Raw genomic sequence first — 21,166 nt, forward strand, 5'->3', positions numbered from 1 at the left:
CTCATGGGAGTCACGCAGCCACGCATAAGCGATCTCGTCCGAGGCAAGATCGAACTCTTCAGCATCGACATGCTCGTGGAAATGCTTTCGCGCGCCGGAGTCCAAGTAGCTGTCCGGACATCAAAGCGAGCTGCATAACGATTGCATGAGCAGCCGGCGCGAGACGAGGCTACCGTGGCGCGACCGCTCATGCCGGCCTGCTCCATGCGGTGTTGGGCCTCATTCGCGAGGGCCATGACTAGTCCGACCATCGCAGGCGCAGCCGGGCCACTCACCGCCGTGGTGGTACAGCACTACTGACTCGGTCTCCCCATGACTTCACTCCTGACACGTGCCGGGCTGCTCTGTATGGTTAGACACGAACGCGCGCTACGCCCCTGTGCCGCTAGCAGGTTCGCTTTTGGAAGGCGGATGGCCCGGCGTGCCTCTTTCCAAGGTGCGCATGAGCGTATGCTCCAGCATACGTGGGAACTCCATGGCGAACATGTGAGACTCCTTAGTGAAGCCCAATTCGTCCATGAAGCGGCCGCGCATCATCACTTTGGTAAATCTGCGAAGGCGTTTCATCTCTCTTTGAATCGCCTCCATATCCTCAGTCTTCACCGCCCGATAGACCTCCATCGCGAGTTCGTAGAGCCACGGCATCTCATCGCGAACCATGCTAGCGATCATCAAGATCGCGACCGGATCGCCCGGCTCTCCTGACATGTGCATTAACTCGTCGATCATCATTGGGTGAAAGCGGCGCGGACGGCGACGCCGTACTGGTTCTTCCATCTCTGCTAGACGTTCCGCCACACGCGAAGGCAGTGCCTTCATCTCTTCAGCCAGTTTGGCAACTGCGCTTTCGTCCACATCCGCCTCTGCGGGCCGTTTCGTGTTTCCGCTGGAAAGCTTCTGCAGAATGGCAGCCTCCGCTTCCTTGAAAGCAGCCACTTGGTTCTTGACAACGTCGCTATCGAGCTCCAGGCCCGGAACGCGACGAGCCAGCTGGTTCACGAGCTTTGTCAGATCAGCGTCACTGTCGTCCATGTTCATGAACTGATAGAAAGGACCCGCACTGACTCGACTAAGTGGGACGCCAAGGGCGACGCCGAGGACGGGAGTATTCAGTTTCCCTTTGGCCACTCCAGCCTCGAATAGAATCCATGGCCGATCTAAGCTGCGCTCGGTGAAAAGACAGACGACATCGCTTGTCGATTGAAGTTGCGTCATCAAGCGCTTGTACCATTCCTCGCCAAAGTCGATCCCCTCAGTCCCCTTCTTATCCGACGAGCGAAAGGTTTTGATCATTCCCGCACTGACGCTCTTCAGAAGCTTGCTGAACGCGTCAGCAAGTTCTGCGTCACGCGCGTCGTGACTTATGAAGATGAGCGGTGATTGTGGCGTCGGTGACAAGAGGTCCGTGTCGGACTGCACCTTGCCCTTTTCTGATTCCGCCATCTTCCATTCTCCTGTCTAACGCCCAGCATGCAGCGGACGACGCGCAGCGCCGTCCGCTGCATGCTGTTGTTGGGCGGCCACGCCGCTCATATCCGTTGTTTCTCAACGAGCCGGCGGTAGTGTTCACCCAGAACCGTGAGCTTGCACGCCTTACTCTGCATCGCTGCATGCCACATGTGGGGTGCGCCGACTGGAACGACGAGATTCAGCCTGTTGTAACGCTGAAGGATGGCAAACTGCCTTGTGTTCTCGGGAATCGGTGCGGGCATGCCCGGATCGCGTCCTTTTAGCTCGGGTTCGAACGTGGGGTCCAATTGGAATTCAGAGCCCGGCCCGGGGAAGAACTCCGCAATCCGCCGCAGGTCATCAAGCTCGATCGGCGGGGGGACCCTTCGCAGAGAGACGAACTGTCGCACGTTGGTCTTGAAAACCGGTCGTTGCTCCCACGCTCCAAGGGACTGATCCACGTGCGCGTAAACGCTGCCGGGAGTAATGTCGCCAGTCAGGTTGGCAGCCCCACCATGCAGCGCATCCACCAAGAGCGTGGTGAACACTCCCCTCCCGTTCTCCTCGGTTGCGTACTGGTCAGCCGTCGACGCCGTGAGCACGGTGAGCCCTTCAGACAGCGCGGCGAGGTTGCACAGCACCGGAGGAGTGCCGGCAATCCCGGAGTGGCAGCTATCAAGCACAACGATCTTGTTCCTCGCGGGCGACGCATTCGCGAGCGTCAGCACATCGGAGAGCGAGAGACCTTCATCACCGCGACGAGAGTCCGACGCCAGAAGGTAGCCGCCCGTCGCCTCAATGTGACCGTGCCCGGCGAAGTAGAACAACGCAATCTCAGCCTGCTTCCCAAAGAGTTCGGCAACATGGTCTTTAAGGAGATTGCGATTGACCCGATCAGTTGGACCAGTGCCGGTGAGGATCTTGCAGTCGAAATTGACTGCCCCGTCGCCATGTCGCTCCAGCACAGCCTTGACCGCGTGCGCATCATCGACGCAGCCAAAGAGCGCCCCGCCATGTTCGTAGTAGTTTATGCCGACGATAAGTGCGATGCGCATGACGCCACCCCGCCTATAGGCTGTCGATGAAGTCCTTGATGGCGTCCCACGTCCACACCACGGTCCTGACGCCTTCCAGGTTGGTCCTGTCGTCAGTGTAGGCCCAGATGCCGAGGACGCGCTTCTTTTCCTCGCGGGCGCATGCGATCTCCCACTTCTGCCCGCTGGACGTGAGCGAGTTCTTGCTCACAAGTGCGATCACTCCATGCGAACGACGGATTCGGGTACAGACTCGATCTTTCCACTCGGAGCTGTAAGGCTCCTTTACCGACATGTCGATGTACTCAAAAGGCGACTTCGTGTTGAGAGACTGCCCTTTCAGGAAGTCCCTTTGCCTCTCGTCCTCAATCGCAAACGCGACGAAGAGCACTTTCTTCTCGGCCATGCTATCTCCTTTGCTTAGTCTGACAGTCTACTCACGGGTGCGACGTGCCTATAGCCCCTTTCGTGACAACTCTCTTTCGAGGCGCACGAAACCGGCACGGTGATCTTCGGAGAAGTCGATGTACGGCATCCCCGCGACCGCAAGCGTGGGGCCGGGGTTCCTGACACGCAACAGGAATACTGGGACCCCGACCTCGAGGGAAAAGTAGTACTCCTTGACGGCCGTGCGCGACCGCTTCCAATCCGGTGAAAGGAAGGAGAGGGTTGCCGCCGCTTGCTGGATGACGGATTCAAGTTCGAGATACAGATCCGCGTGATAGTCCCGATCGCTTTCACGGTAGTCCCAATACCCGTAGTTGTGCTGCTTCAAGAACTCCTTGAGGTCGTCGACAAAGGGCGCGTCTTCCTCGGCATAGCTAAGAAACACGTAGCCTTTGGCTTGCTCTGGTCGTGGTTCAGCCGGACGGTCGGAACGAAGCGACCGGAGAGCGGTGAGGAGTTGAGGAAGCGCGGCCTCGTACCCCTGTCGGAAGTCGACCCATTGGAAGTCACGGAGGAAGTGAGGTAGCCCCTGCTCTCCTTCATCATCGAGCACCACGGGAATGATGCGAGCACCCCGGCCGAAGACGGCCTCCAGTTCCTTTGACATCCAATGCGAGTTCACCGATCGGGCGCTGGCCACGTATAAGAGGGCGGAAGCCCGGCGGAGACCCCCTTCGATGGCCAAGCGCCAGTTCTCTCCGGCGGCGATCTCCTTGGTGTCCTGCCAGGTCGTGACCCCTCCGCTTCGGAGGTCTTGGGAAAGGCGGTCGACGAAGGCCCGATCTTCGCGAGAGTAGCTGATGAAGACAAAGTTCTTCGTCATTCCTTTCGCCTTGTACTTGCTCGCGTCCATTCCGTTACGATCCCGCTCTGTCCGCCCAACGGATGCATGAGCAGCCGGCGCGAGGCGACGCGCTCTTGGCGAGGCAGCTCATGCCGGCCTGCTCCATGCGCTGTTGGGCTCAGATGCACGAACCATCTGGCTCCTCCATGAGTCGTAGCACGCTGGATGCCCCTGTACTCTCCACCTTCACGAGAATGCTCAGCTTGCAGGCATAACTTTCGAAGGTCGCACGGTATGCTTGGCCCTCACGAACGATCGCCACGAGGTCGGTGCCGAATTCCGAAGCTGCAGACCACGACGCGTACTTCTCCGTTCCGGTGATCCTTCCTGCCTTGTACATGCGATCAATAGCGATACCGGTCTCTGCATCGACGCCCTCGCCGAGTTTGAAGTGTTCCCTGGGGTCGGAATCAAAAACCTCGTCACTCTGATCGTACGAACACTCCAGTCTGTCGCAATAGCAACTGCAGCGCAGACTCTTGAGGATCACCCGATGCTTCGATACGACCCGGGGCAAATAGGTAATGCATGCGTCCGTAGGCGCGGACCACGGGCCGCAGCTGTCATACTGACCACGCTGGTCATCGCTCGATATCTTCGGAACCGCGGCGAGGATGTTGGCGTCGGTGTAGGGCGGACAGCCGTTGAACTCTTCGGGTGGTGCGCCGGGGAGAGGACAGGCTGGGTGACTTGAGCGGATCACGAAGGATGAGGCTGGCGCCCGTGTCGCGACCGCCACCGCTACGGCAACGACGACAGCTGCGAGCCCGGTCTGGGACAAATGCTTAGAGACAGCGATCATACTGCCCAACTGCTAATCGACCGACCGGTCCAAATCCCACATACCCCGCCGTGCCGCCCGTATATTCCGGCGCACCACTCGTCACCAGTGCCAACCAGCCGATTCCGCGTGGCGATGATCCGGTACGTCGCGACTCGATAGGCCGCCAAACCGGTCGGTTCATTCAATAGTGCCTTTCCTCACCAATCCGGCGTTCGAAACGTCCCTCCCGTGCGGCGGCCGGAGGCGACTCCGCAAGAGCCTAGTCGCGGCCGCGTGCACAGCGCGGCAGGACTGACGAGCATCGTCGGCCGCACGCGATTGCCCGCGACGCTACTGCCGCGCACGTGACGACACCTCCACCACTCGCCACCCCGGGCATAAACGCCCGCGAGACAGCCACCGCCGCTTCGTCTCACCATCGAGTTGCACACCGAGCGTGCTCCTCGCACCACCTCCTCCGCCCACCGCCCCCAATTCCATTCCGCCCCCGCCACAGGTATCTCCCTCCACCAACATCGCGCGCGCCACTCGCGCCCTGACGCAACGGAGAACCGCTGATGCCGATCGATCTGTCGCAGGTCCAACTTTCCCAGCTCGAGATTCTACTCATCGTGGGGGCGTCGCTCCTCGGCCTGCTGATCGGCGTCTTCGTTTTTCCGTTCCGCCGCACCGCCAAGCGTCTGCACCTCGAGCTCATCGACCAGAGAGCGCAGAACGAGCAGCTGCGCGACGTCGAGCAAGAGCTGAGCACGCGCCATGCCGACCTCACTGGCCGCCACAACGAGCTGACCACCCGGCATGCCGCGCTTTCCGACGAACACGAGGGCCTCGGCACCCGCCACGCCGCTCTGACCGAGAATCACGCGCAGCTCACCAGCCGTTACGACGAGGTCGTGCGCCGCAACGGCGACCTCTACAACCAGCTCACCACGCAGACCTCGCGCGCGCAGGAGCTGTCCGGCCAGGTAAGCGACCTGACCGAGCGCAACGCAGATCTGGCGCGCCAGCTCGCGGCCATGACCGAGCGCAGCAACGACCTTTCCCGTCAGCTCGACGCGATGACCCAGCGCAACGCCGAACTGACCAGCCAGCTTGCGGCCGCGACCAACCGCAACGCCGACCTGACCCGCCAGCTCGACGCCGCGAACACCCGCCATGCCGAGCTCTCCGGCCGGCACACCGAGCTGTCCCAGCGTCACGCCGACCTGTCCACGCGCTTTGACGCCCTCTCGCACCAGCACGAGGATCTGACCTACGAGCACGCGCGCCTTCAGGGCCAGCACAGCGGCTACAAGGCCGGTGTCACCGCCCACTTCGTCAAGACGGCGGAGCTGGTTGGCGACATGACGCGCAGCTACGCGCGCATCTACGATCATCTCTCGAGCGGTGCCCAGGAATTCTGCGACGACCTGTCGGGCCAGCTGGCCTTCGGCGATCGTCCGGCGCTGAGCGCAGGATCGGAGACCGACGCCGCAACCGGCGCGCCAGAGGACGAGCCGCGCTATACGCAGCCCGCTGCCGCCGAAGCCGAGGAGAACGCGGCTCGCGAGGCCGCCGACGACGCAGAGCAGTCTCGCTCTGACGAGGACGACCGTCGCGCCTCCGACCACGGCGAGCCCGGCCCGCACATCAACGGCGCGCCGGCGTAACCCGGCGCCGCCGCCACGCATCAACGGGCGGACGACGACCCGACAGCCGCGCCATCCACGTCGCGCACACGCCGCGGTCGCCGCGCCACGTAAGCGCACCGCACCTTCGGCCCGCCCCCTTGCGGAGCGCCCCTTGCCCCGGTATCGCTGGCACTACCGACGATGGAAGACGCCGAAGCCAAGGCCGACCTGCAGACGCAGGATGGCGAAGCCGTTCTGCACCTGCAGGGCGACTGGTCGATCAAGGGCGATCTTCCCGATGCCGCCGCTCTCGGCGACCAGATCCGCAGCAGCGACGCTCGCCGCGTCACCTTCGAGTCCGAAGGCCTGGGCAAGTGGGACTCGAGCCTGCTGATCTTCCTTCTCGGTCTGGAGCGCCGCATCGCCGGCGAGGACGAGGAGCAGGCGGAGGACGAGGCGGCCGATCGCGATCGTGAGAAAGCCTCGGCGCAGCAGCCGGCCGTAGAAATCGACAAGTCCGGCCTTCCCGAAGGCGTTCGCAGCCTGATCGCGCTGGCCGCGGCGGTTCCCGAGCGCGAAGGCGCGCGCGGCACGGCCGAGAAGCTGTCGTTCCTCGGACGCCTCGGAAAGCTCGCCACCGCCGCGTGGGCGGGCAACATGGAGATGGTCGAGTTCCTCGGCCAGATCACCCTCGCCTTCGGTGCCTGGACGCGCGGGCGCGCACGCTTCCGCTACAGCGATCTGTTCCAGTTCATCCAGGAAGCGGGCGTCGAGGCGCTGCCCATCGTCAGCCTCATCAGCTTCCTGGTCGGCCTGATCCTGGCGTTCGTCGGCGCCGTGCAGCTCGAGCAGTTCGGCGCCGAGATCTACGTCGCCAACCTGGTCGGCATCTCCATGGTCCGCGAGATGGGCGCGCTGATGACGGCCATCGTCATGGCCGGCCGCACCGGCGCGGCCTACGCCGCCCAGCTCGGCAGCATGAAGGTCAATCAGGAGATCGACGCGCTGACGACGATGGGCATCTCGCCGCTGGAGTTCCTGGTCCTGCCGCGCGTGATGGCGCTGGCCACGATGATGCCGCTGCTGGCCCTGTACTCGAACCTGGTCGGCATCCTCGGCGGGGCCACCGTCTCCATCCTGATGCTGGGGATGTCGGGGCAGACCTACTACAACCAGACCACGAACGCGGTCACGCTGCCGATGCTGTTCGGCGGGGTCTTCAAGGCATCGGTCTACGGGATTCTTGTCGCGCTCTCGGGCTGCCTGCGCGGAATGCAATCCGGCAAGAGCTCCTCGGCGGTGGGCGAGGCGACGACGCGCGCCGTCGTCACCAGCATCGTGGCCATCATCAGCGCGTGCGGAGTCTTTGCGGTGGTGTTCTATGTCCTCGGAATCTGAGGCCGGCGCCACGGCGCGCGGCGCCGGCAAGGACGCGCGGCGCGCGCAGGGTGGCGGCGCGCAGCCGCCCAGCGAGGGCGGTGGCGCGCCAGCTCCCGGCAACCACGACGGCTGTCTGCTGGCTCCCGCCGAGAAGGTCCGAAGCGGCGTCCCCGCCGACGACAACGCCCACATCACCGTGCGCGACCTGACGCTGGCCTACGGCGACTTCGTGGTCATGCGCGATCTCGACTTCGTCGTCTGGCGCAGCGACGTCTTCATCATCATGGGCGCCAGCGGCGGCGGAAAAAGCACGCTTTTGCGCGCCCTGCTCGGCCTGCTGCCGCCGGCCAGGGGAGAGATCTGGTACGGCAAGAAGAACTTCACCGACGCCGACCCCGAAGCGCGCGACCAGATCCTTCGCCGCGTCGGCGTGCTCTACCAGACCGGCGGGCTGTGGAGCTCGATGACGCTGGCCGAGAACGTGGCTTTGCCGCTCGGGGAGTTCACCGATCTGACTCCCTCGCAGCAGCGCGAAGTCGCTGCCCTCAAGCTCGCGCTGGTAGGCTTGGCTGGCTTCGAGGACTATTATCCTTCTCAGATCAGCGGCGGCATGCAGAAGCGGGCCGGTCTTGCACGCGCGATGGCCCTGGATCCGGAGATCCTGTTCTTCGACGAGCCCTCGGCGGGCCTGGATCCGATCAGCTCGCGGCTGCTGGACGAGCTGATCCTGGAGCTGCGCGAAAGCCTGAAGACGACCATCGTCGTGGTCAGCCATGACCTGCCGAGCATCTTCACCATCGCCAACAACGGCATCTTCCTGGACGTGGACACGCGAACCATCATCGCCTCGGGCAATCCCAACGAGCTGGTCGAGCGGTGCCGCGATCCGAAGGTGCACCGCTTCCTGACCCGCAGCGGATCGACCGACGAGGTAGGCAACGTGGAGGGACGGCATGTCTAGGCGCGGCAACCCGGTGATGATCGGCGCCTTCGTCCTCGGCGCGATCGTGCTGCTGCTGGCCGGCATCACCGCCTTCGGCTCGGGCAAGTTCTTCCGCAAGACTTACAAGTACGTCCTCTACTTCGACAGCGACGTGAACGGCCTGACCGTGGGCGCGCCGGTCAAGCTCAAGGGCGTTCCCCTCGGCACCGTCACCGACATCCTCCTGAACTTCGGCGCGCTGACGCAGCAGACCGGGCCCAACGCCACCATCTATATCCCCGTCGTGATCGAGCTGGATGCCGACCAGGCATTCGACCTCGGCTCCAGCGCGGTGCCCGATCCGCAGACGATCTCGTGGGCGGTCGAGATGGGCCTTCGTGCGCAGCTGGCGATGGAGAGCTTCGTCACCGGCGTCCTGTACGTGAAGCTCGACCTGATACCGGGTAGCCCGCTCAACATGCGCGGCGATCCCTCCGTGCCGTTCATCGAGATCCCGACGTTGCCGACGCCGCTGGAAGCCGTGCAGCAGAAGCTCTCCGAGCTCATGCAGCAGTTCGAGGGCGTGGACCTGCGAGGACTGGTCGACGGCCTCAAGGAAAGCGTCGACGGCATCCAGCGCATCGTGAACTCGCCGTCCCTGCAGGCCGCGGTCGACAACCTCGACGATACCGTGGCCGACATCCGCTCCACGCTTGGCTCGGTCCGGCAGACGGCCGATACGCTGACGGGCAATATCGGGCCGCTGCGGCAGGACCTGAGCCTGGTCGCGCGCGACTTCGGCACTGCCGCTCGCGAGCTGAGCGCGACGCTGGAAACCGCGCGGCTGGCGCTGAACAACGCAAGCTCGCTCGTCGATCCCAACTCGCCGCTGATCGTGGGCATCAACGAGACTCTGGGCGAGCTCGGCGAGGCGTCGCGTGCGGTCAAGCGGCTGGCCGATCTGATCGAACGCCAGCCGGGCTCGCTGCTGCGCGGCAAGGCGGTGCCGGAGGAGAAGCCGTGATGGCCCGCTACCGTGATCGTGGCGCCGCCGGCGCACGGCGATGGGGAGGACGAGGCGTGAAACAAACCGCGGCGCTCGTGATGTTGCTGAACCTCTCGGTTGCCGGCTGCGGCTTTTCCCTCGCGCCGACTCCGGACCCGACGGCGTTCTATGTGCTGTCGCCGATCGACCACGCCGACACGCCGCCGAGCCAGTCGACGCTGCGAGTGGGGATCGGCCCAATCAGCTTGCCGGAGTACACGGCCGAGACGAAGATCGCCCGCCGCAGCGGCGAGGCGTCCATCGATTACATTCCGCTGGCGCAGTGGGCCGAGCCGGTCGAGGAAGGCTTCTCGCGGGCGCTCATGCAGAACCTCATCTCGCGCATCGGCAGTCCCTATGTCGTGCGCTATCCGTGGTACGCGACGCAGGATGCGATGCTGGCCGTGCCCGTGGATGTGGTGCGCTTCGAACCGACAACCGACGGTCGCGCCGTTCTGGTCGCACGGTGGCGCATCGAGGATGCGCTGACGCGGCGGCTGCTCGTCAGCCACGAGTCTCGCATCGAGGAGCCCGTGGGAGGCCACGACACGGCCGCCACCGTCGCCGCGCTCAACCGCGCCATCGACCGGTTGGCCGCCGACATCGCGCGCGCGATCGCCGACGTTCCTCGAAAGAAACGCTAGCCGCTCCGGTCGTCGTGGGTCGCGACGGGCAGATCACCCAGCGTTCGGCGGCACGATCCTTCTCGGCGTCACCACCAATCGGTATCAGCCGATCGCCGTCCAAGCCTTGCGCATCGGTTTGGACCAGTAGCTGCCGGCTCGAGGATTTCCGGCCTCCGACGAAACATACTAGGCTTGCCGGTCGCCGCGCGATGGCGGCACACCAGAGGGAACGACCGGATGAACGAGCTCGAAGAAGGAACGTCGCTCAACCTCGATTTCGCCAAGCTGACCAAGATCGGCCAGCGCGATCAGCACGTGGTGCCCGTGGTCCTGCAGGACGCGGACTCCAAGGAAGTGCTGTTCATCGGCTACGCCAACGAGCGCGCGCTGCACGAGACGCTGGCGACGCGGCGTGCGGTGCTGTGGTCGACGTCGCGCAACGAGCTGTGGCGCAAAGGCGAGACTTCCGGGGACGTCCTCGAGCTCGTCGACGTGCGCATCAACTGCGAACAGAACTCACTGTTGTACCTGGTGCGTCCGCGTGCCGGCGGCGTTTGCCACACCAGGGATACGCGTGGCAACACCCGCGCCACCTGCTACTACCGCAGCATTCGCGGCAAGGGTGCTCCGCTATCGTTCCTGGACGGCCTTCGCTGAGCATTCCGAAGAGGCACACGGAAGAGAGCCGGCAATGAGAAAAACCCACACCACCTTCTGCCGGATCTGCGAAGCGCTGTGCGGGCTGGAGGTGGACGTGGAGGACGGGCGCGTCGTCCAGATCCGTCCCGACGAGCGCCACATCTCCACCGACGGCTTCGCCTGCGCCAAGGGGCTGAAGCAACACAAGATGTACGACTCGCCCGACCGCCTGCTGCATCCGATGAAGCGGGTCGGCAGCGACTGGCATCGCGTATCGTGGGATCAGGCGCTGTGCGAAATCGGCGAGAAGGTGAAGGCCATCCGCGCCGATACCGGCCCCGACTCCATCGCCATGTACGTGGGCACCGCCGCCGGGTTCGGCGTTCTCCACCCGGCCTTCGCGCAGGGCTTCATGACGGGGCTGGGCTCCAAGAGCATGTACTCGTCGGCGACCCAGGACTGCGCCAACAAGTTCGCGGTCGCGCGACACGTCTACGGCTTTCCGTTCACGCAGCCGTTTCCCGACCTCGACCACCTCGGCTGCCTCATCATCACCGGCGCCAATCCGGTCATCTCCAAGTGGAGCTTCCTGCAGGTCAGCAACCCCATCAAGCGCCTGCGCGAGATGGAGGAGCGCGGTGCGAAGATCTATGTCGTCGATCCGCGCCGCACCGAGACCGCCAAAGTCGCCGGCGAGCACGTCTACATCCGCCCGGGCACCGACGTCTTCTATTTCCTCTCCTTCCTCCACGAGCTCATCGCCACCGGAGGCGTCGATCGCGCACGCGTCTCGGCGTTCATGCGAGGGTTCGACGAGATCGCGGCGCTGGTGGCGCCGTGGACGCCCGAGCGCACCGCCGAGGTGACGAGGATCGCGCCGCAGAAGCTGCGCGAGATGGTTGCGGCCTACCGCGAAGCCGACGGTGCGGCCATGTACTGCTCCACCGGCGTCAACATGGGCGGCAACGGCTCGCTGGCGTTCTGGCTGCAGGAGGCGATCAACGCCGTCTCCGGCAACCTCGATCGCCGCGGCGGCACGCTGGTCGGAATGGGCATTTCCGACTTCATCGCCTTCGGCAAGAAGACCGGAACGCTGCTGCGCACCGACCGGTCGCGCGTGGGCGGCTTCACGATGACCAACGATGCCTTCCCCGGCGGCATCCTCGCCGAAGAAATCCTTACGCCGGGCCACGGGCAGGTGCGGGCGCTGTTCGTCACGGGCGGCAACCCGCTGATCACCATGGCCAACGCCGGCCGCCTGAAAGAGGCATTCGAGAAGCTCGAGCTGCTGGTTACTCTCGATATCTTCCGCACCGAGACCGCGTCGCTGGCGCATTATGCGCTGCCGTGCACTTCGCCGCTTCAGCGCCCCGACCTCCCGTTCATCTTTCCGTTGATGCTGGGGATGCAGTCGCGGCCCTATCTGCAGGCGACGCGCGCCGTCGTGCCGCCCCAGGGCGAGCAGCGCGACGAGGCGACGATCTATCTCGACCTCGCGCGTGCATGCGGCGTCTCACTGTTCGGATCGACGGCAGCGCAGAAGGCACTGGAGATGGCGCGAGCGGTGCGTTCGCTCGCGCATCCGGATGAGCAGCCCTCGCTGCCGCAGGAGGCGCTGCTGTCGGCGCTGCTTCGCGTGAACGGGCAGGGAAGCTTCGCCTCGCTGCTGCGCGAGGAGCACGGCCGACCTCGCCCCGACCACGAGCCGGGCACATTCCTGGGAAAGCGCGTCATCACCGACGACGGCCGCATCGATCTGGCACCGCCCCTGCTGCTGCAACAGGCGAGCAAGCTCGACGACGACTTTGCCCGCGAGCTGGCCGCCGCCGGCCGCCTCAAGCTCATCACGCGACGCGCGGTCACGACGCACAACTCGTGGACGCACAATCTGGAGGAGTTCGTCGAAGCCGACCGCTCTACCAACTACCTCTACATGCATCCGGACGATGCGCGCGCGGCCGGCCTCTGCGACGGTGCGCTGGCCGACGTCTCCACGGATACCGCGACGGTTCGCGTTCCGGTGAAGCTGCACGCCGAGCTCATGCCGGGCACCGTGGCGCTGCCGCACGGCTGGGGACACCAGCACGCGGTCGGGCTGTCGGTGGCGAGCAGGACCACCGGCGTCAACGTCAATCTGCTGGCGGCCGACGGTCCCGAGCGCATCGAGAAGGTGTCGGGAATGGCGCACCTCTCGGGCTTCCTGGTCGATGTCCGTCCGGCGGCGGGAGAGATCGGGCGCGATTGGTCGGGCATTGCCCGTCCGTAGGACGGCGCACAGACGTAGTCAGGCAACCTGCAGACCGGCCCTTGCGGCAATGCTTCTCGGACGAGCACTGGGCACAGGTGTAGGTCGAGCAGTAGGAACGGACCGTCGTCGTCGTGGGCGCAGTCGCCGAGTGCGCGCGCAGCGAGGATTCGCGGTCACTCGCAGCCGGTCGGTTCCTCTTCCATCCGCACGATGATGCAGTCGTCATCGTCGGGCGGCGGCGGCGGCGTCCCGCCTCCACCTCCGCCGCCGGGCGGGCGCCTGTAGTCGCCGCAGCCGTCGTCGGCGTCGCTGGCCTGCAGCATCGCCACGATGCAGGGCCCCGTGGGCTCCTCTTCCATCGCCAGGATCAGAAGATTCTCCTGATAGTGCGTCACCACCGGGCGCCCGATCTTGCCGCAGTACGCACTGTAGAGCGGCGCATCGTCGCTGAGCGTGGTGTTGCGCAACAGGATGCCGCCGGTCGCCTCGCACGCGTCGGCGAACAGCTCGTCCAGAATTCCCGCGGTCGCTTCGATGTCCCACGCGGCCGGCGAGGTCGCGCGCGGCGCCGTCGCCGGTCCGGAACGGCCCATGGCCTCGGCGGCCATCGGCGGCGCGAGCATCTTGCTCAGATCGATCCCGCACTCGCGGTTGCGCGCGGCCGATGGCGCATGGAAGCCGTGACGGCACAGCACCTCGAACGCCGGCGGCGCGGCGTTGTCGAACAAGCTTCCGTCGGCACAGCTCGCCAAGCCCTGGGCAAGGCTCATGAGGCGGCTGCGGATGCGCTCCAGCTTGGCCAGCCGGGCCATGACCTCCTGCGTTGGCGGCTGTTCTTCGAGCATCGCCACCTTCGCATCGAGGCGAGAGAGACGGCCTGCCAGACGCATCGCGGCCGAAGCGATCGTCTCGATACGGTTGTCGCCGAGCTCGGCCTTGGCGGTCACGAAGATGTCGTCGCCGTCGCGGGCACAGCCGATGCGCATGCGCGAGTCCAGCGGCACGACCTCCAGGCTTCCGGCGGCTGCGGCAACGCCCGCCGCCCAAGCGAACGTCAGGACGGTGCAAGAGACGACGGCGTTCCAGCGAGCGATCATGATGGCCTATTGTCACGTGGCCAGGCTCGAGTAAACGCCCGCCGTTACTGCGCCGGCGTCACCTCGAGCATCAGCGTCGGAATGCCGCAGGTCTTGTTGCGCACGCTGAAGACGCGCGTGTTCGGGCGCCGGCCCGGCCGTACCTCCGACACGTCAAAGCCGGCTGCGGCGATACGGGCGCGTGCGGCGTCGGCGTTGCCGACGCGATAGGACAGTCCCCACAGCCGATCCTCATCGGGAGTCGGACCGGAGGCGTCGGCGTCGGTGGCGCCGGCCATCGCGCCTGCGGCGGCCGCGCCCTCGCCGTCACCGGCGGGCTGCAGCATCGAAGCAACCTCGATGGTGACGCCGCCGACGCGAAAGAACATCAGCCGCGTACCCCAATCCGCGAATGTCTTGTCGAGCGCCAGGCGCAGGCCGAGCTCGTCTCCATACAGGTGCCTGGCCGCTTCGGCGTCTCGCGTCTGCACGACGGCATGGTCGAGCGCGTAGACGCTTGCGGCTTCGTCGCCGACCGTTGCCGCGCGCGGGAGCGCCTCCACCGGCGAGAGGTGCTCGATCGCGAACAGCAGCACGCCGCGCGTGCGGTCGATGGGCAGCGTGATGCGCCGCCACTGCCGGATCGCGCGTGTGTCGACGTCCTGGCCCTGGCCTTCGTCGACGTCGCCCGGCCGCAGCCCGCGCTCGGCGAACGCGGCGTGGCAGGTGTGGGCGTCTTCGGTGCCGAAGGCCAGGCCGAGCAGGCCTTCGCCGCGAACGTCGATCCAGTCCTGCAGCATCTCGCCGAGCGGCCCCTCGCCGTCGGGAGCGAGCAGCTCCAGATACGTATTGTCGAGACGAAAGAGCGTGTTGGCCGTTCCGATCTCGGGATGATGCGCCGTCCATGACGCCGACAGGCCGAGCAGCCTCTCGTACTGCGCACACGCGGCGCCGAGATCGCGCACGGCGATGATGACGTGATCGAGCGTTTTCAGGACCGGCTTCGTCTCGCTCATCGGTTCTTCCTCTGTTTCGAGTGACGGCCGGGAATCAGGGACGAATGCGCGCTTCGTGGGCAAGGAAGCATGAATTCACGACCCGAGCCCATCGACGAGCTGTTTGCGAAGGTCGCGTTTGAGGATCTTCCCGGCGGGGTTGCGGGGCAGCGGCTCATCGTAGAACCAGATCTTCACGGGCACCTTGAACCCGGCCAGCCGCTGCGCAACGTGGCGCTTGAGCTCCTCTTCGGTCGCGGTCATGCCGTGCTTGAGGTGCACGACGGCGCCGACCTCCTCGCCCAGCACCTGATGCGGAATGCCGATGACGGCAGCGTCGGTGACGGCGGGATGCTCGAACAGCGCCGCTTCCACTTCGACGGAGGAGATGTTCTCGCCGCCGCGAATGAGCAGGTCCTTGGCACGATCGACGAGATACACAAATCCCTCCGCATCGATGCGCGCGACGTCACCGGAGTGCAGCCAGCCGTCGGTGAAGGATGCCTGCGTCTCCTTGGGCTTGTTGAAGTAGCCCTTGACCACGTTGGGCCCCTTGATCCACAGCTCGCCGGCCTCGCCCGTCGGCAGCTCGCGCCCTTCTTCGTCCACGACCTTGACGTCGCACACCGGGATGGGAACGCCGACGCTGTCGGGATGGCGCAGGTAGTCGTATCCGGCGTTCATCGTCGTCACCGACGACGTCTCCGTCAGGCCGTAGCCGTTGCTCGGCGTGCGGCCGGGAAACAGCTCGGCGATCCTTCGCACGAGCTCGGGCGCAGCCGGCGCACCGCCGTAGCCGATGCCGCGCAGGCTCGACAGGTCGCGCCTGGCGAAGTCGGGATGATCGATCATCTGCCACACCATCGCCGGCACGCCGCCGCAGTTCGTCACGCGCTCGCGCTCGATCAGCTCGAGCGCTCGCGCCGGATCCCACTTGTGCATCAGCACGAGACGATTGCCGGCGGCCAGATTGGCCACCAGGATCGAGTGACAGCCGGTGGCGTGGAAGAACGGCACCGACACGAGATTGACGCCCTGACCCGGCGCGGCTGCTTGTGGCGCTGCCGGCCCTGCATCATGGAGCCCGGCCGCCGCGGCCGCCGCCGTTCGAGCCGCGTTGCGCGCGATGACGAAGCCGAGGCTGAGGAGGTTGCCGCAGATGTTGCGGTGCGTGCCGACCACGCCCTTGGGATTGCCGGTCGTGCCGGAGGTGTAGAAGATCGTGGCATCGTCCTCGGGATCGATCGCCACCGCCGGCAGCTTCATGTCGCCAGGCACCACACCCATGACGTCCTCGAAGCGCTCGACGCCCTCGGGCAGCGAACCCGAGTGCCGCACGACCAGGGTGACCAACCCTTCGCCGCGCAGCGCCGGCAGCTCGCTCTCGATGCGCGCAAGGCGCTCGCCGTCGCAGATCAGGACCCTGGTGCCCGAGTCGCGCAGGCCGTAGAGCAGCTCGGCGCCCGTCCACCATGCGTTGAGCGGGACGACCACGGCACCGGCGGCCGCCGCGCCCCAGAAGGCGACCGGCCACTCCGGAAAGTTGCGCATCGCCACCGCCACGCGATCGCCTTTGACGATGCCGTGGCGCTCGATCAGCACCTCGGCCAGACGCGCAGCCATGTTGAAATGGCGCGCGTAGCTCCAGCGCTCGTTCTCGTAGACGAGGAAGTCGCGATCTCCGAACGCGGCACTGCCCTGAAGGATGGCGGCCAGTGACGGCGGTGCGTGCTTCCAGACGCGGGTCGGAATTCCGCGGATGTCGCGCTCCTCCATCTCGAAGGGCTGTCCGGGCGCGGTCAGCCTGGCGGTCACTTCGGCAATCGAGGCGATGCTCATGCCGGCGCACTTACACCGGAAGGCGCCGCGGGGCGAGCCCGACGTCCGGCCTCGAAATCACCAATTCCTGCGTCGGCGTTGACTCAGAGCCGCCGTGCGCGCTTTTTTGCCGGATGCGATCGATGCTGGTCCTGGCCCATCCCGGGCACGAGCTGTTCGTCTACGAATGGATGCGGCGCGCACGTCCGGCCGTGCACATCCTGACGGATGGCCGCAGCCGAGCGGGCCAGTCGCGCATCGACGAATGCCGCGCCGTCGTCGAAAGCTGCGGAGCGAGCTGCGGCGCTTTGTTCGGCCGATTCTCGGATGGCCAGGTCTACTCGTGGCTCCTCGCCGGCGAGCACGGCCCCCTTCTGGAGTGGTGCGACGATCTGACCAGCGAGATCATCGCGGCGCGGCCGGAGGTCCTCGTCGGCGACGCCTGCGAGCGCCAGTATCTGACCCACGATATCTGCCGGCTGTTGATCGACGCTGCCGTCGAACGTGCCGCCAACGCTCTGGACAGCCCCATCGCCTGCTACTCCTTTCCCATGTACGGCTACTGCGGCGACGCATCGGCGCTGCGGCCGAGACGGGAGATCACGATCGAGCTGGACGAGGCCACGCTCACCGCCAAGCAGCGCGCCGCGGTCTCCTACACCGACACCGGCCTTCGCACCGAGACCGACTGGTTTCTCGAGGCGCGCGGCCGCGACTGGTTCGGCCTCGAGCGGCTGATGGAGTCGGCGGCGTGGAACCGCGCGGCGGCCGGCGAGACGGGCCCGCCGGCGTACGAGGAGCTCGGGCGTCGCCTCGTGGAGCAGGGCGTCTACGAACGCGCCGTCACGTTCCGCGGTCACGTCGTCCCCTTCGCGGAGGCTCTGGCGGCGGCCACGCAGCGCGGCGGGGATCTGCGCTGCGCATCCTGATCACGAACATCCGTCTGGACGGCCGCACCGGTACGGAGCTGTACGTCCGCGACGTCGCATTGGCGCTGCGCCGGCGCGCGCACGAGGTCACGGTGTACACGCCGCAGCCGGGGCCGCTGGCAACGGAGCTGCAGCGCAATGGGATCCGCGTCTTCTGCCGGGCACGCGCGATCGGCAGCGGCTTCGACGTCATCCACGGCCACCACGACACGCCGACGATGGATGCCCTGCGCGCGGCGGCCGGCGTACCCGCACTGTTCGTCGTGCACGACGAGCGCGCGCCGATGGATGATCCGCCGCGGCATCCGCGATTGCGCCGGTACGTTGCCGTCGGCCGGAACACGCGCGAAAGGCTCGAGGCTGCGGGCATCGACGATGCCGCCTGCAGCATCATCGGCAACGGCGTCGATCTGTCGAGGTTCGCTGCACGCACCGAGCCGCTGCCGGCGCGCCCGCGGCGCGCGCTCGTCTTCAGCAACTACGCCCACGCCGGCACGCATCTTCCCGTGCTGCAGCGGGCTTGTGACGCCGAGGGCGTGGCGGTCGACGTGATGGGACACGCCGCAGGCGCGTCGTGCGAGGCGCCCGAGCAGGAGCTGGCGAAGTACGACATCGTCTTCGCCAAAGGACGCGCAGCCACCGAGGCCTCGGCCGTCGGCGCCGCTGTGGTCGTCTGCGATGCATGGGGTCTTGGGCCGATGGTGACGGGTGACAACGTCCAAGAGGTACGACGCTGGAACTTCGGCATGCGGCTGATGACCGACCCGCTCGACGTCGATGGCGTGCGCAGGCGCATCGCAGGCTACGAGCCTGCGGCCGCACGCGCAGCCTCGCTGTGGATCCGCCAGCACGCCGACCTCGAACGGACAGTAGATGCGCTGATCTCGCTGTACCGGGACGTCGTGCGTGACAAGGCGTCTTCCGTGGACGTGGCAGCCGAGAACGACGCGTGGCGAGCGCATCTTGCCAGGACGCGCGGCCGCAGACTGCGAGCCGCGTTGCTTCGCTCGCCGATGCTCGGGCCCGCTCTGTCGGCGGCGGCGCGAGCGCTCGGCGTCGTGCAGATCACCGCACTTCCGGCCAGCCGCGGGGTCGTCAGCGCAAGCAGCAGGCGCGCAGCGCCAGAACGAATGCGACGGAGCTGAGAAACGTTCGCACGGAGTGCCAGCTCGCCCACCGGGCCAGCTCCTTCGAGAGCTCTCCGTCGCTCAGCGTGGCTGCGCTGAAGCTGGCGTTGGCAGCTTCGAAGTAGAGCGGGAACATCAGCACGCAGGCGAGCATCAGTGCGGCGCTGGCAGCCCAGAGCCGACGCGACTGCGCGCGCTGGCGAAGCGACACGATCGCCGCCAGCAGCGCCAGCACGAGCGCCGCGACCGTCAGGCTGCCGAAGAACGAAAACAGTCGCTCGTCGTTCGCCGCGTACCACGCGTAAAACTCCGCTGCCCCCAGCGATCGCCAGTACGGCACGAGCACGCCGGCTTCGGTGAGCATGGCGCCGGCGAAGAGGCCGACGGCCGCCGCGGCAAGCAGGTACAGCGCCCGCAGAATGGCGGCCGATCGCATTTCAGGGCGGACAGGCATTTCCCCCGATCCCATCTCTCAGGCCGGACAGGTCAGGTCGACGTCGGCCCCGACTGCGGCGCGCAGCACTCGCAGCGAGTCCGATGCCAGGATCGAGCCGTTGTCGTCGACGTCGCAGGTGGCCAGCGTGCAGGTCGAATCGGCGCCGACGGCGGCGCGCAGGACCGCCAGCGCGTCCGTGGCCTTGATCTCACCGTCGCCGTTGGCGTCGCCGCACAGGATCGAGCACAGGCACTCGGCGGTGCATCCGCCCGGGCACGCCTCATCGTCGGTGCGATCGCATTCCTCATCGCCGTCGACGACGTCGTTGCCGCATTCGCAGGGAACCTGCGCCTGCACGGTGCCCGTCTGCTGCGCGTTGTTTCGCGGCATCGCCGGCGCCTCGCAGAAGAAGTCGAGCGCGCTGTTGTGCATGTGCGCGCCTCGGACAAGGCCGTGGCCGAACGGATCGAGAGGATGCGGCGCCGTCGTGTGGTCGTTGTCGGGTCCCTCGTAGTTCCCGTACGCGACGCAGTCGACGTAGTGGTTGGGGTTCGTCTGGTCGATGGGCTTGCCCCAGCACACCATGGCGTCGGTGGCGATCAGGCCGTTGCCGTCGGCGGTGGAGAAGACGAAGTCGGGCGTGATGCCGGAGGCCGCCGCGAAACCTTCGCTGGCCATGATCCAGGGCCGGTCGTCGCCGCCGGTGACGTTGCTGCTCAGCGTCGTGATCACGTGCGAGAAGGCGCCGGTGGAATCGAACGCAGCCAGCTTGCTGCCGGAGACGACGTGCTGTCCGCTCGCCGTCATGACGATCTCGACGTACTGCACGTCGCCTTGCGGCTGGCCGCTCATGACGCGGCTGATGTGCGCGAAATGGAAGTTGGCGCGCGCGGGAGCGGCCCCAGCCAGCACGATCGCCGCGGCCAGCGCCGCGCTGGGAAGATGCGGTCGAAATCGAAGGTGGAACATGCGCGGCCTCCTTGTCGCTGCTGCCGGCATGGAATCCTGCGCCAGCTCGCTTCGGATATCGGCGTACGGCTCGTGCACCCTTGGCGGCTGCGCCGCCGGTTTGTCCGCGAGCAGGCCGGTGGGGCGGACGATCGCACGCACCTTCTCCATCCCCGCCGGCGCGGTCAACACGAACGGCTCCTCGGCTGCATCGCAGTCGCGGCGCCCGCTCAAAGACCGCCCACGCTCTGGATCAGCTCGATGGCATGCTGGCTCAGGCACTGCTGCAGGATGACCTTGCCCGCCACCGAGATGCGTGGCGAGGTGTTGGTCCGGTTGCGGGCCTCGGTGGTGACGCGCTTCATCGGCGACTTCGCGTGTCCGCGCCGCAACACGACGGTCGACTCGATCGTGCAGGTCAGGTCGTCGCTGCGCGCGAAACCGGTTTCGCGCACGAGAATGATGTCCTGGATCTTCACATCCACCTTCGTGAACGGCAGCGGCACGTTGATGGGCGGCAGGTTGGCGTAGATCAACCGCTCCAGCGCAACGGGAACGGGCGGCTCGACGTGCAGTGGATAGGCGTCCGACGGCGCGGTCGCATCGATGTCGGCAAGGCGCGTCTGCGGATCCACTCGTCCGTCCTTCACCTCGATGTCCGGCTTTCCTCGCGGCGTCTCCTTCGCGTCCAGCCGCACCAGCGATGCGGTGCTCTTGGAGCCGGCGCAGCCGGCCAGCGCTGCAACGAGCAGGACCGGCACGAAGAAGCGGGCCGAAGTGGTTGCGGTCGGCAACCACCGTTTCGCGGA

Annotated in this window: 20 protein-coding genes; 9 read left to right on the forward strand and 11 right to left on the reverse strand. The window is 66.2% G+C overall.

The window, feature by feature from the left end; all coding sequences use genetic code 11:
* Positions 1 to 369: 369 nt before the first annotated feature.
* From VEC57_07370 to VEC57_07390, 5 genes are all read right to left on the reverse strand, one after another.
* Positions 370 to 1,443, reverse strand: coding sequence for a hypothetical protein (locus tag VEC57_07370; protein ID HYB98944.1), 1,074 nt, complete (start codon positions 1,441 to 1,443; stop codon positions 370 to 372).
* Positions 1,444 to 1,529: 86 nt separating this feature from the next.
* Positions 1,530 to 2,504, reverse strand: coding sequence for a caspase family protein (locus VEC57_07375; protein ID HYB98945.1), 975 nt, complete (start codon positions 2,502 to 2,504; stop codon positions 1,530 to 1,532).
* Positions 2,505 to 2,517: 13 nt separating this feature from the next.
* On the reverse strand, positions 2,518 to 2,889 hold the full coding sequence (locus VEC57_07380) for a TIR domain-containing protein (GenBank protein HYB98946.1): 372 nt from the start codon (positions 2,887 to 2,889) through the stop codon (positions 2,518 to 2,520).
* Between the two features lie 48 nt (positions 2,890 to 2,937).
* Positions 2,938 to 3,783: a toll/interleukin-1 receptor domain-containing protein gene (locus VEC57_07385; protein HYB98947.1), complete on the reverse strand. Its 846-nt coding sequence runs from the start codon at positions 3,781 to 3,783 to the stop codon at positions 2,938 to 2,940.
* Positions 3,784 to 3,892: 109 nt separating this feature from the next.
* Complete coding sequence (locus VEC57_07390; protein ID HYB98948.1) at positions 3,893 to 4,576, reverse strand: hypothetical protein; 684 nt, start codon at positions 4,574 to 4,576, stop codon at positions 3,893 to 3,895.
* A 539-nt stretch (positions 4,577 to 5,115) separates the two neighbouring features.
* Between VEC57_07390 and VEC57_07395 the strand changes: the two genes are divergently transcribed.
* From VEC57_07395 to VEC57_07425, 7 genes are all read left to right on the forward strand, one after another.
* Positions 5,116 to 6,207 carry a DUF1043 family protein gene (locus tag VEC57_07395; GenBank protein HYB98949.1) on the forward strand — a complete coding sequence of 364 codons (1,092 nt, stop codon included), beginning with the start codon at positions 5,116 to 5,118 and terminating at the stop codon, positions 6,205 to 6,207.
* Positions 6,208 to 6,369: 162 nt separating this feature from the next.
* Positions 6,370 to 7,566 carry an ABC transporter permease gene (locus tag VEC57_07400; GenBank protein ID HYB98950.1) on the forward strand — a complete coding sequence of 399 codons (1,197 nt, stop codon included), beginning with the start codon at positions 6,370 to 6,372 and terminating at the stop codon, positions 7,564 to 7,566.
* A complete protein-coding gene (locus VEC57_07405; GenBank protein ID HYB98951.1) occupies positions 7,550 to 8,509 on the forward strand; it encodes an ATP-binding cassette domain-containing protein in 960 nt (319 codons plus the stop codon). Before VEC57_07400 ends, VEC57_07405 begins: the two co-directional genes overlap by 17 nt.
* On the forward strand, positions 8,502 to 9,494 hold the full coding sequence (locus VEC57_07410; protein HYB98952.1) for an MlaD family protein: 993 nt from the start codon (positions 8,502 to 8,504) through the stop codon (positions 9,492 to 9,494). The genes VEC57_07405 and VEC57_07410 overlap by 8 nt, the downstream gene beginning before the upstream one ends.
* A gap of 56 nt (positions 9,495 to 9,550) precedes the next feature.
* Complete coding sequence (locus VEC57_07415; protein ID HYB98953.1) at positions 9,551 to 10,159, forward strand: PqiC family protein; 609 nt, start codon at positions 9,551 to 9,553, stop codon at positions 10,157 to 10,159.
* A gap of 219 nt (positions 10,160 to 10,378) precedes the next feature.
* On the forward strand, positions 10,379 to 10,798 hold the full coding sequence (locus VEC57_07420; GenBank protein HYB98954.1) for a phosphoribosyl-AMP cyclohydrolase: 420 nt from the start codon (positions 10,379 to 10,381) through the stop codon (positions 10,796 to 10,798).
* A gap of 34 nt (positions 10,799 to 10,832) precedes the next feature.
* A complete protein-coding gene (locus tag VEC57_07425) occupies positions 10,833 to 13,046 on the forward strand; it encodes a molybdopterin-dependent oxidoreductase (protein HYB98955.1) in 2,214 nt (737 codons plus the stop codon).
* 155 nt (positions 13,047 to 13,201) lie between these two features.
* Here VEC57_07425 and VEC57_07430 read toward each other — a convergent pair whose 3' ends face one another.
* From VEC57_07430 to VEC57_07440, 3 genes are all read right to left on the reverse strand, one after another.
* Positions 13,202 to 14,125 carry a hypothetical protein gene (locus VEC57_07430; protein ID HYB98956.1) on the reverse strand — a complete coding sequence of 308 codons (924 nt, stop codon included), beginning with the start codon at positions 14,123 to 14,125 and terminating at the stop codon, positions 13,202 to 13,204.
* Between the two features lie 44 nt (positions 14,126 to 14,169).
* Positions 14,170 to 15,120 (reverse strand): VOC family protein, encoded by a 951-nt coding sequence (locus tag VEC57_07435; GenBank protein ID HYB98957.1) that lies wholly within the window; start codon positions 15,118 to 15,120, stop codon positions 14,170 to 14,172.
* Positions 15,121 to 15,195: 75 nt separating this feature from the next.
* Positions 15,196 to 16,938 (reverse strand): class I adenylate-forming enzyme family protein, encoded by a 1,743-nt coding sequence (locus VEC57_07440; GenBank protein HYB98958.1) that lies wholly within the window; start codon positions 16,936 to 16,938, stop codon positions 15,196 to 15,198.
* A 122-nt stretch (positions 16,939 to 17,060) separates the two neighbouring features.
* On the opposite strand from VEC57_07440, the gene VEC57_07445 reads away from it, so the two are divergent.
* Positions 17,061 to 17,846, forward strand: coding sequence for a hypothetical protein (locus VEC57_07445; protein ID HYB98959.1), 786 nt, complete (start codon positions 17,061 to 17,063; stop codon positions 17,844 to 17,846).
* A 38-nt stretch (positions 17,847 to 17,884) separates the two neighbouring features.
* Positions 17,885 to 18,991 (forward strand): glycosyltransferase family 4 protein, encoded by a 1,107-nt coding sequence (locus VEC57_07450; GenBank protein HYB98960.1) that lies wholly within the window; start codon positions 17,885 to 17,887, stop codon positions 18,989 to 18,991.
* Here VEC57_07450 and VEC57_07455 read toward each other — a convergent pair.
* The 3 genes from VEC57_07455 to VEC57_07465 are packed head-to-tail and all read right to left on the reverse strand — an operon-like array spanning position 18,942 to position 21,151.
* On the reverse strand, positions 18,942 to 19,427 hold the full coding sequence (locus VEC57_07455; GenBank protein ID HYB98961.1) for a DUF1772 domain-containing protein: 486 nt from the start codon (positions 19,425 to 19,427) through the stop codon (positions 18,942 to 18,944). The genes VEC57_07450 and VEC57_07455 overlap by 50 nt on opposite strands.
* A gap of 18 nt (positions 19,428 to 19,445) precedes the next feature.
* Complete coding sequence (locus VEC57_07460) at positions 19,446 to 20,549, reverse strand: dockerin type I domain-containing protein (GenBank protein ID HYB98962.1); 1,104 nt, start codon at positions 20,547 to 20,549, stop codon at positions 19,446 to 19,448.
* 38 nt (positions 20,550 to 20,587) lie between these two features.
* Complete coding sequence (locus tag VEC57_07465; protein ID HYB98963.1) at positions 20,588 to 21,151, reverse strand: hypothetical protein; 564 nt, start codon at positions 21,149 to 21,151, stop codon at positions 20,588 to 20,590.
* Positions 21,152 to 21,166: the final 15 nt, after the last annotated feature.

The sequence above is a fragment of the Candidatus Limnocylindrales bacterium genome (genome assembly GCA_035626395.1).
Taxonomy (GTDB): domain Bacteria; phylum Desulfobacterota; class Binatia; order UBA1149; family CAITLU01; genus DASPNH01.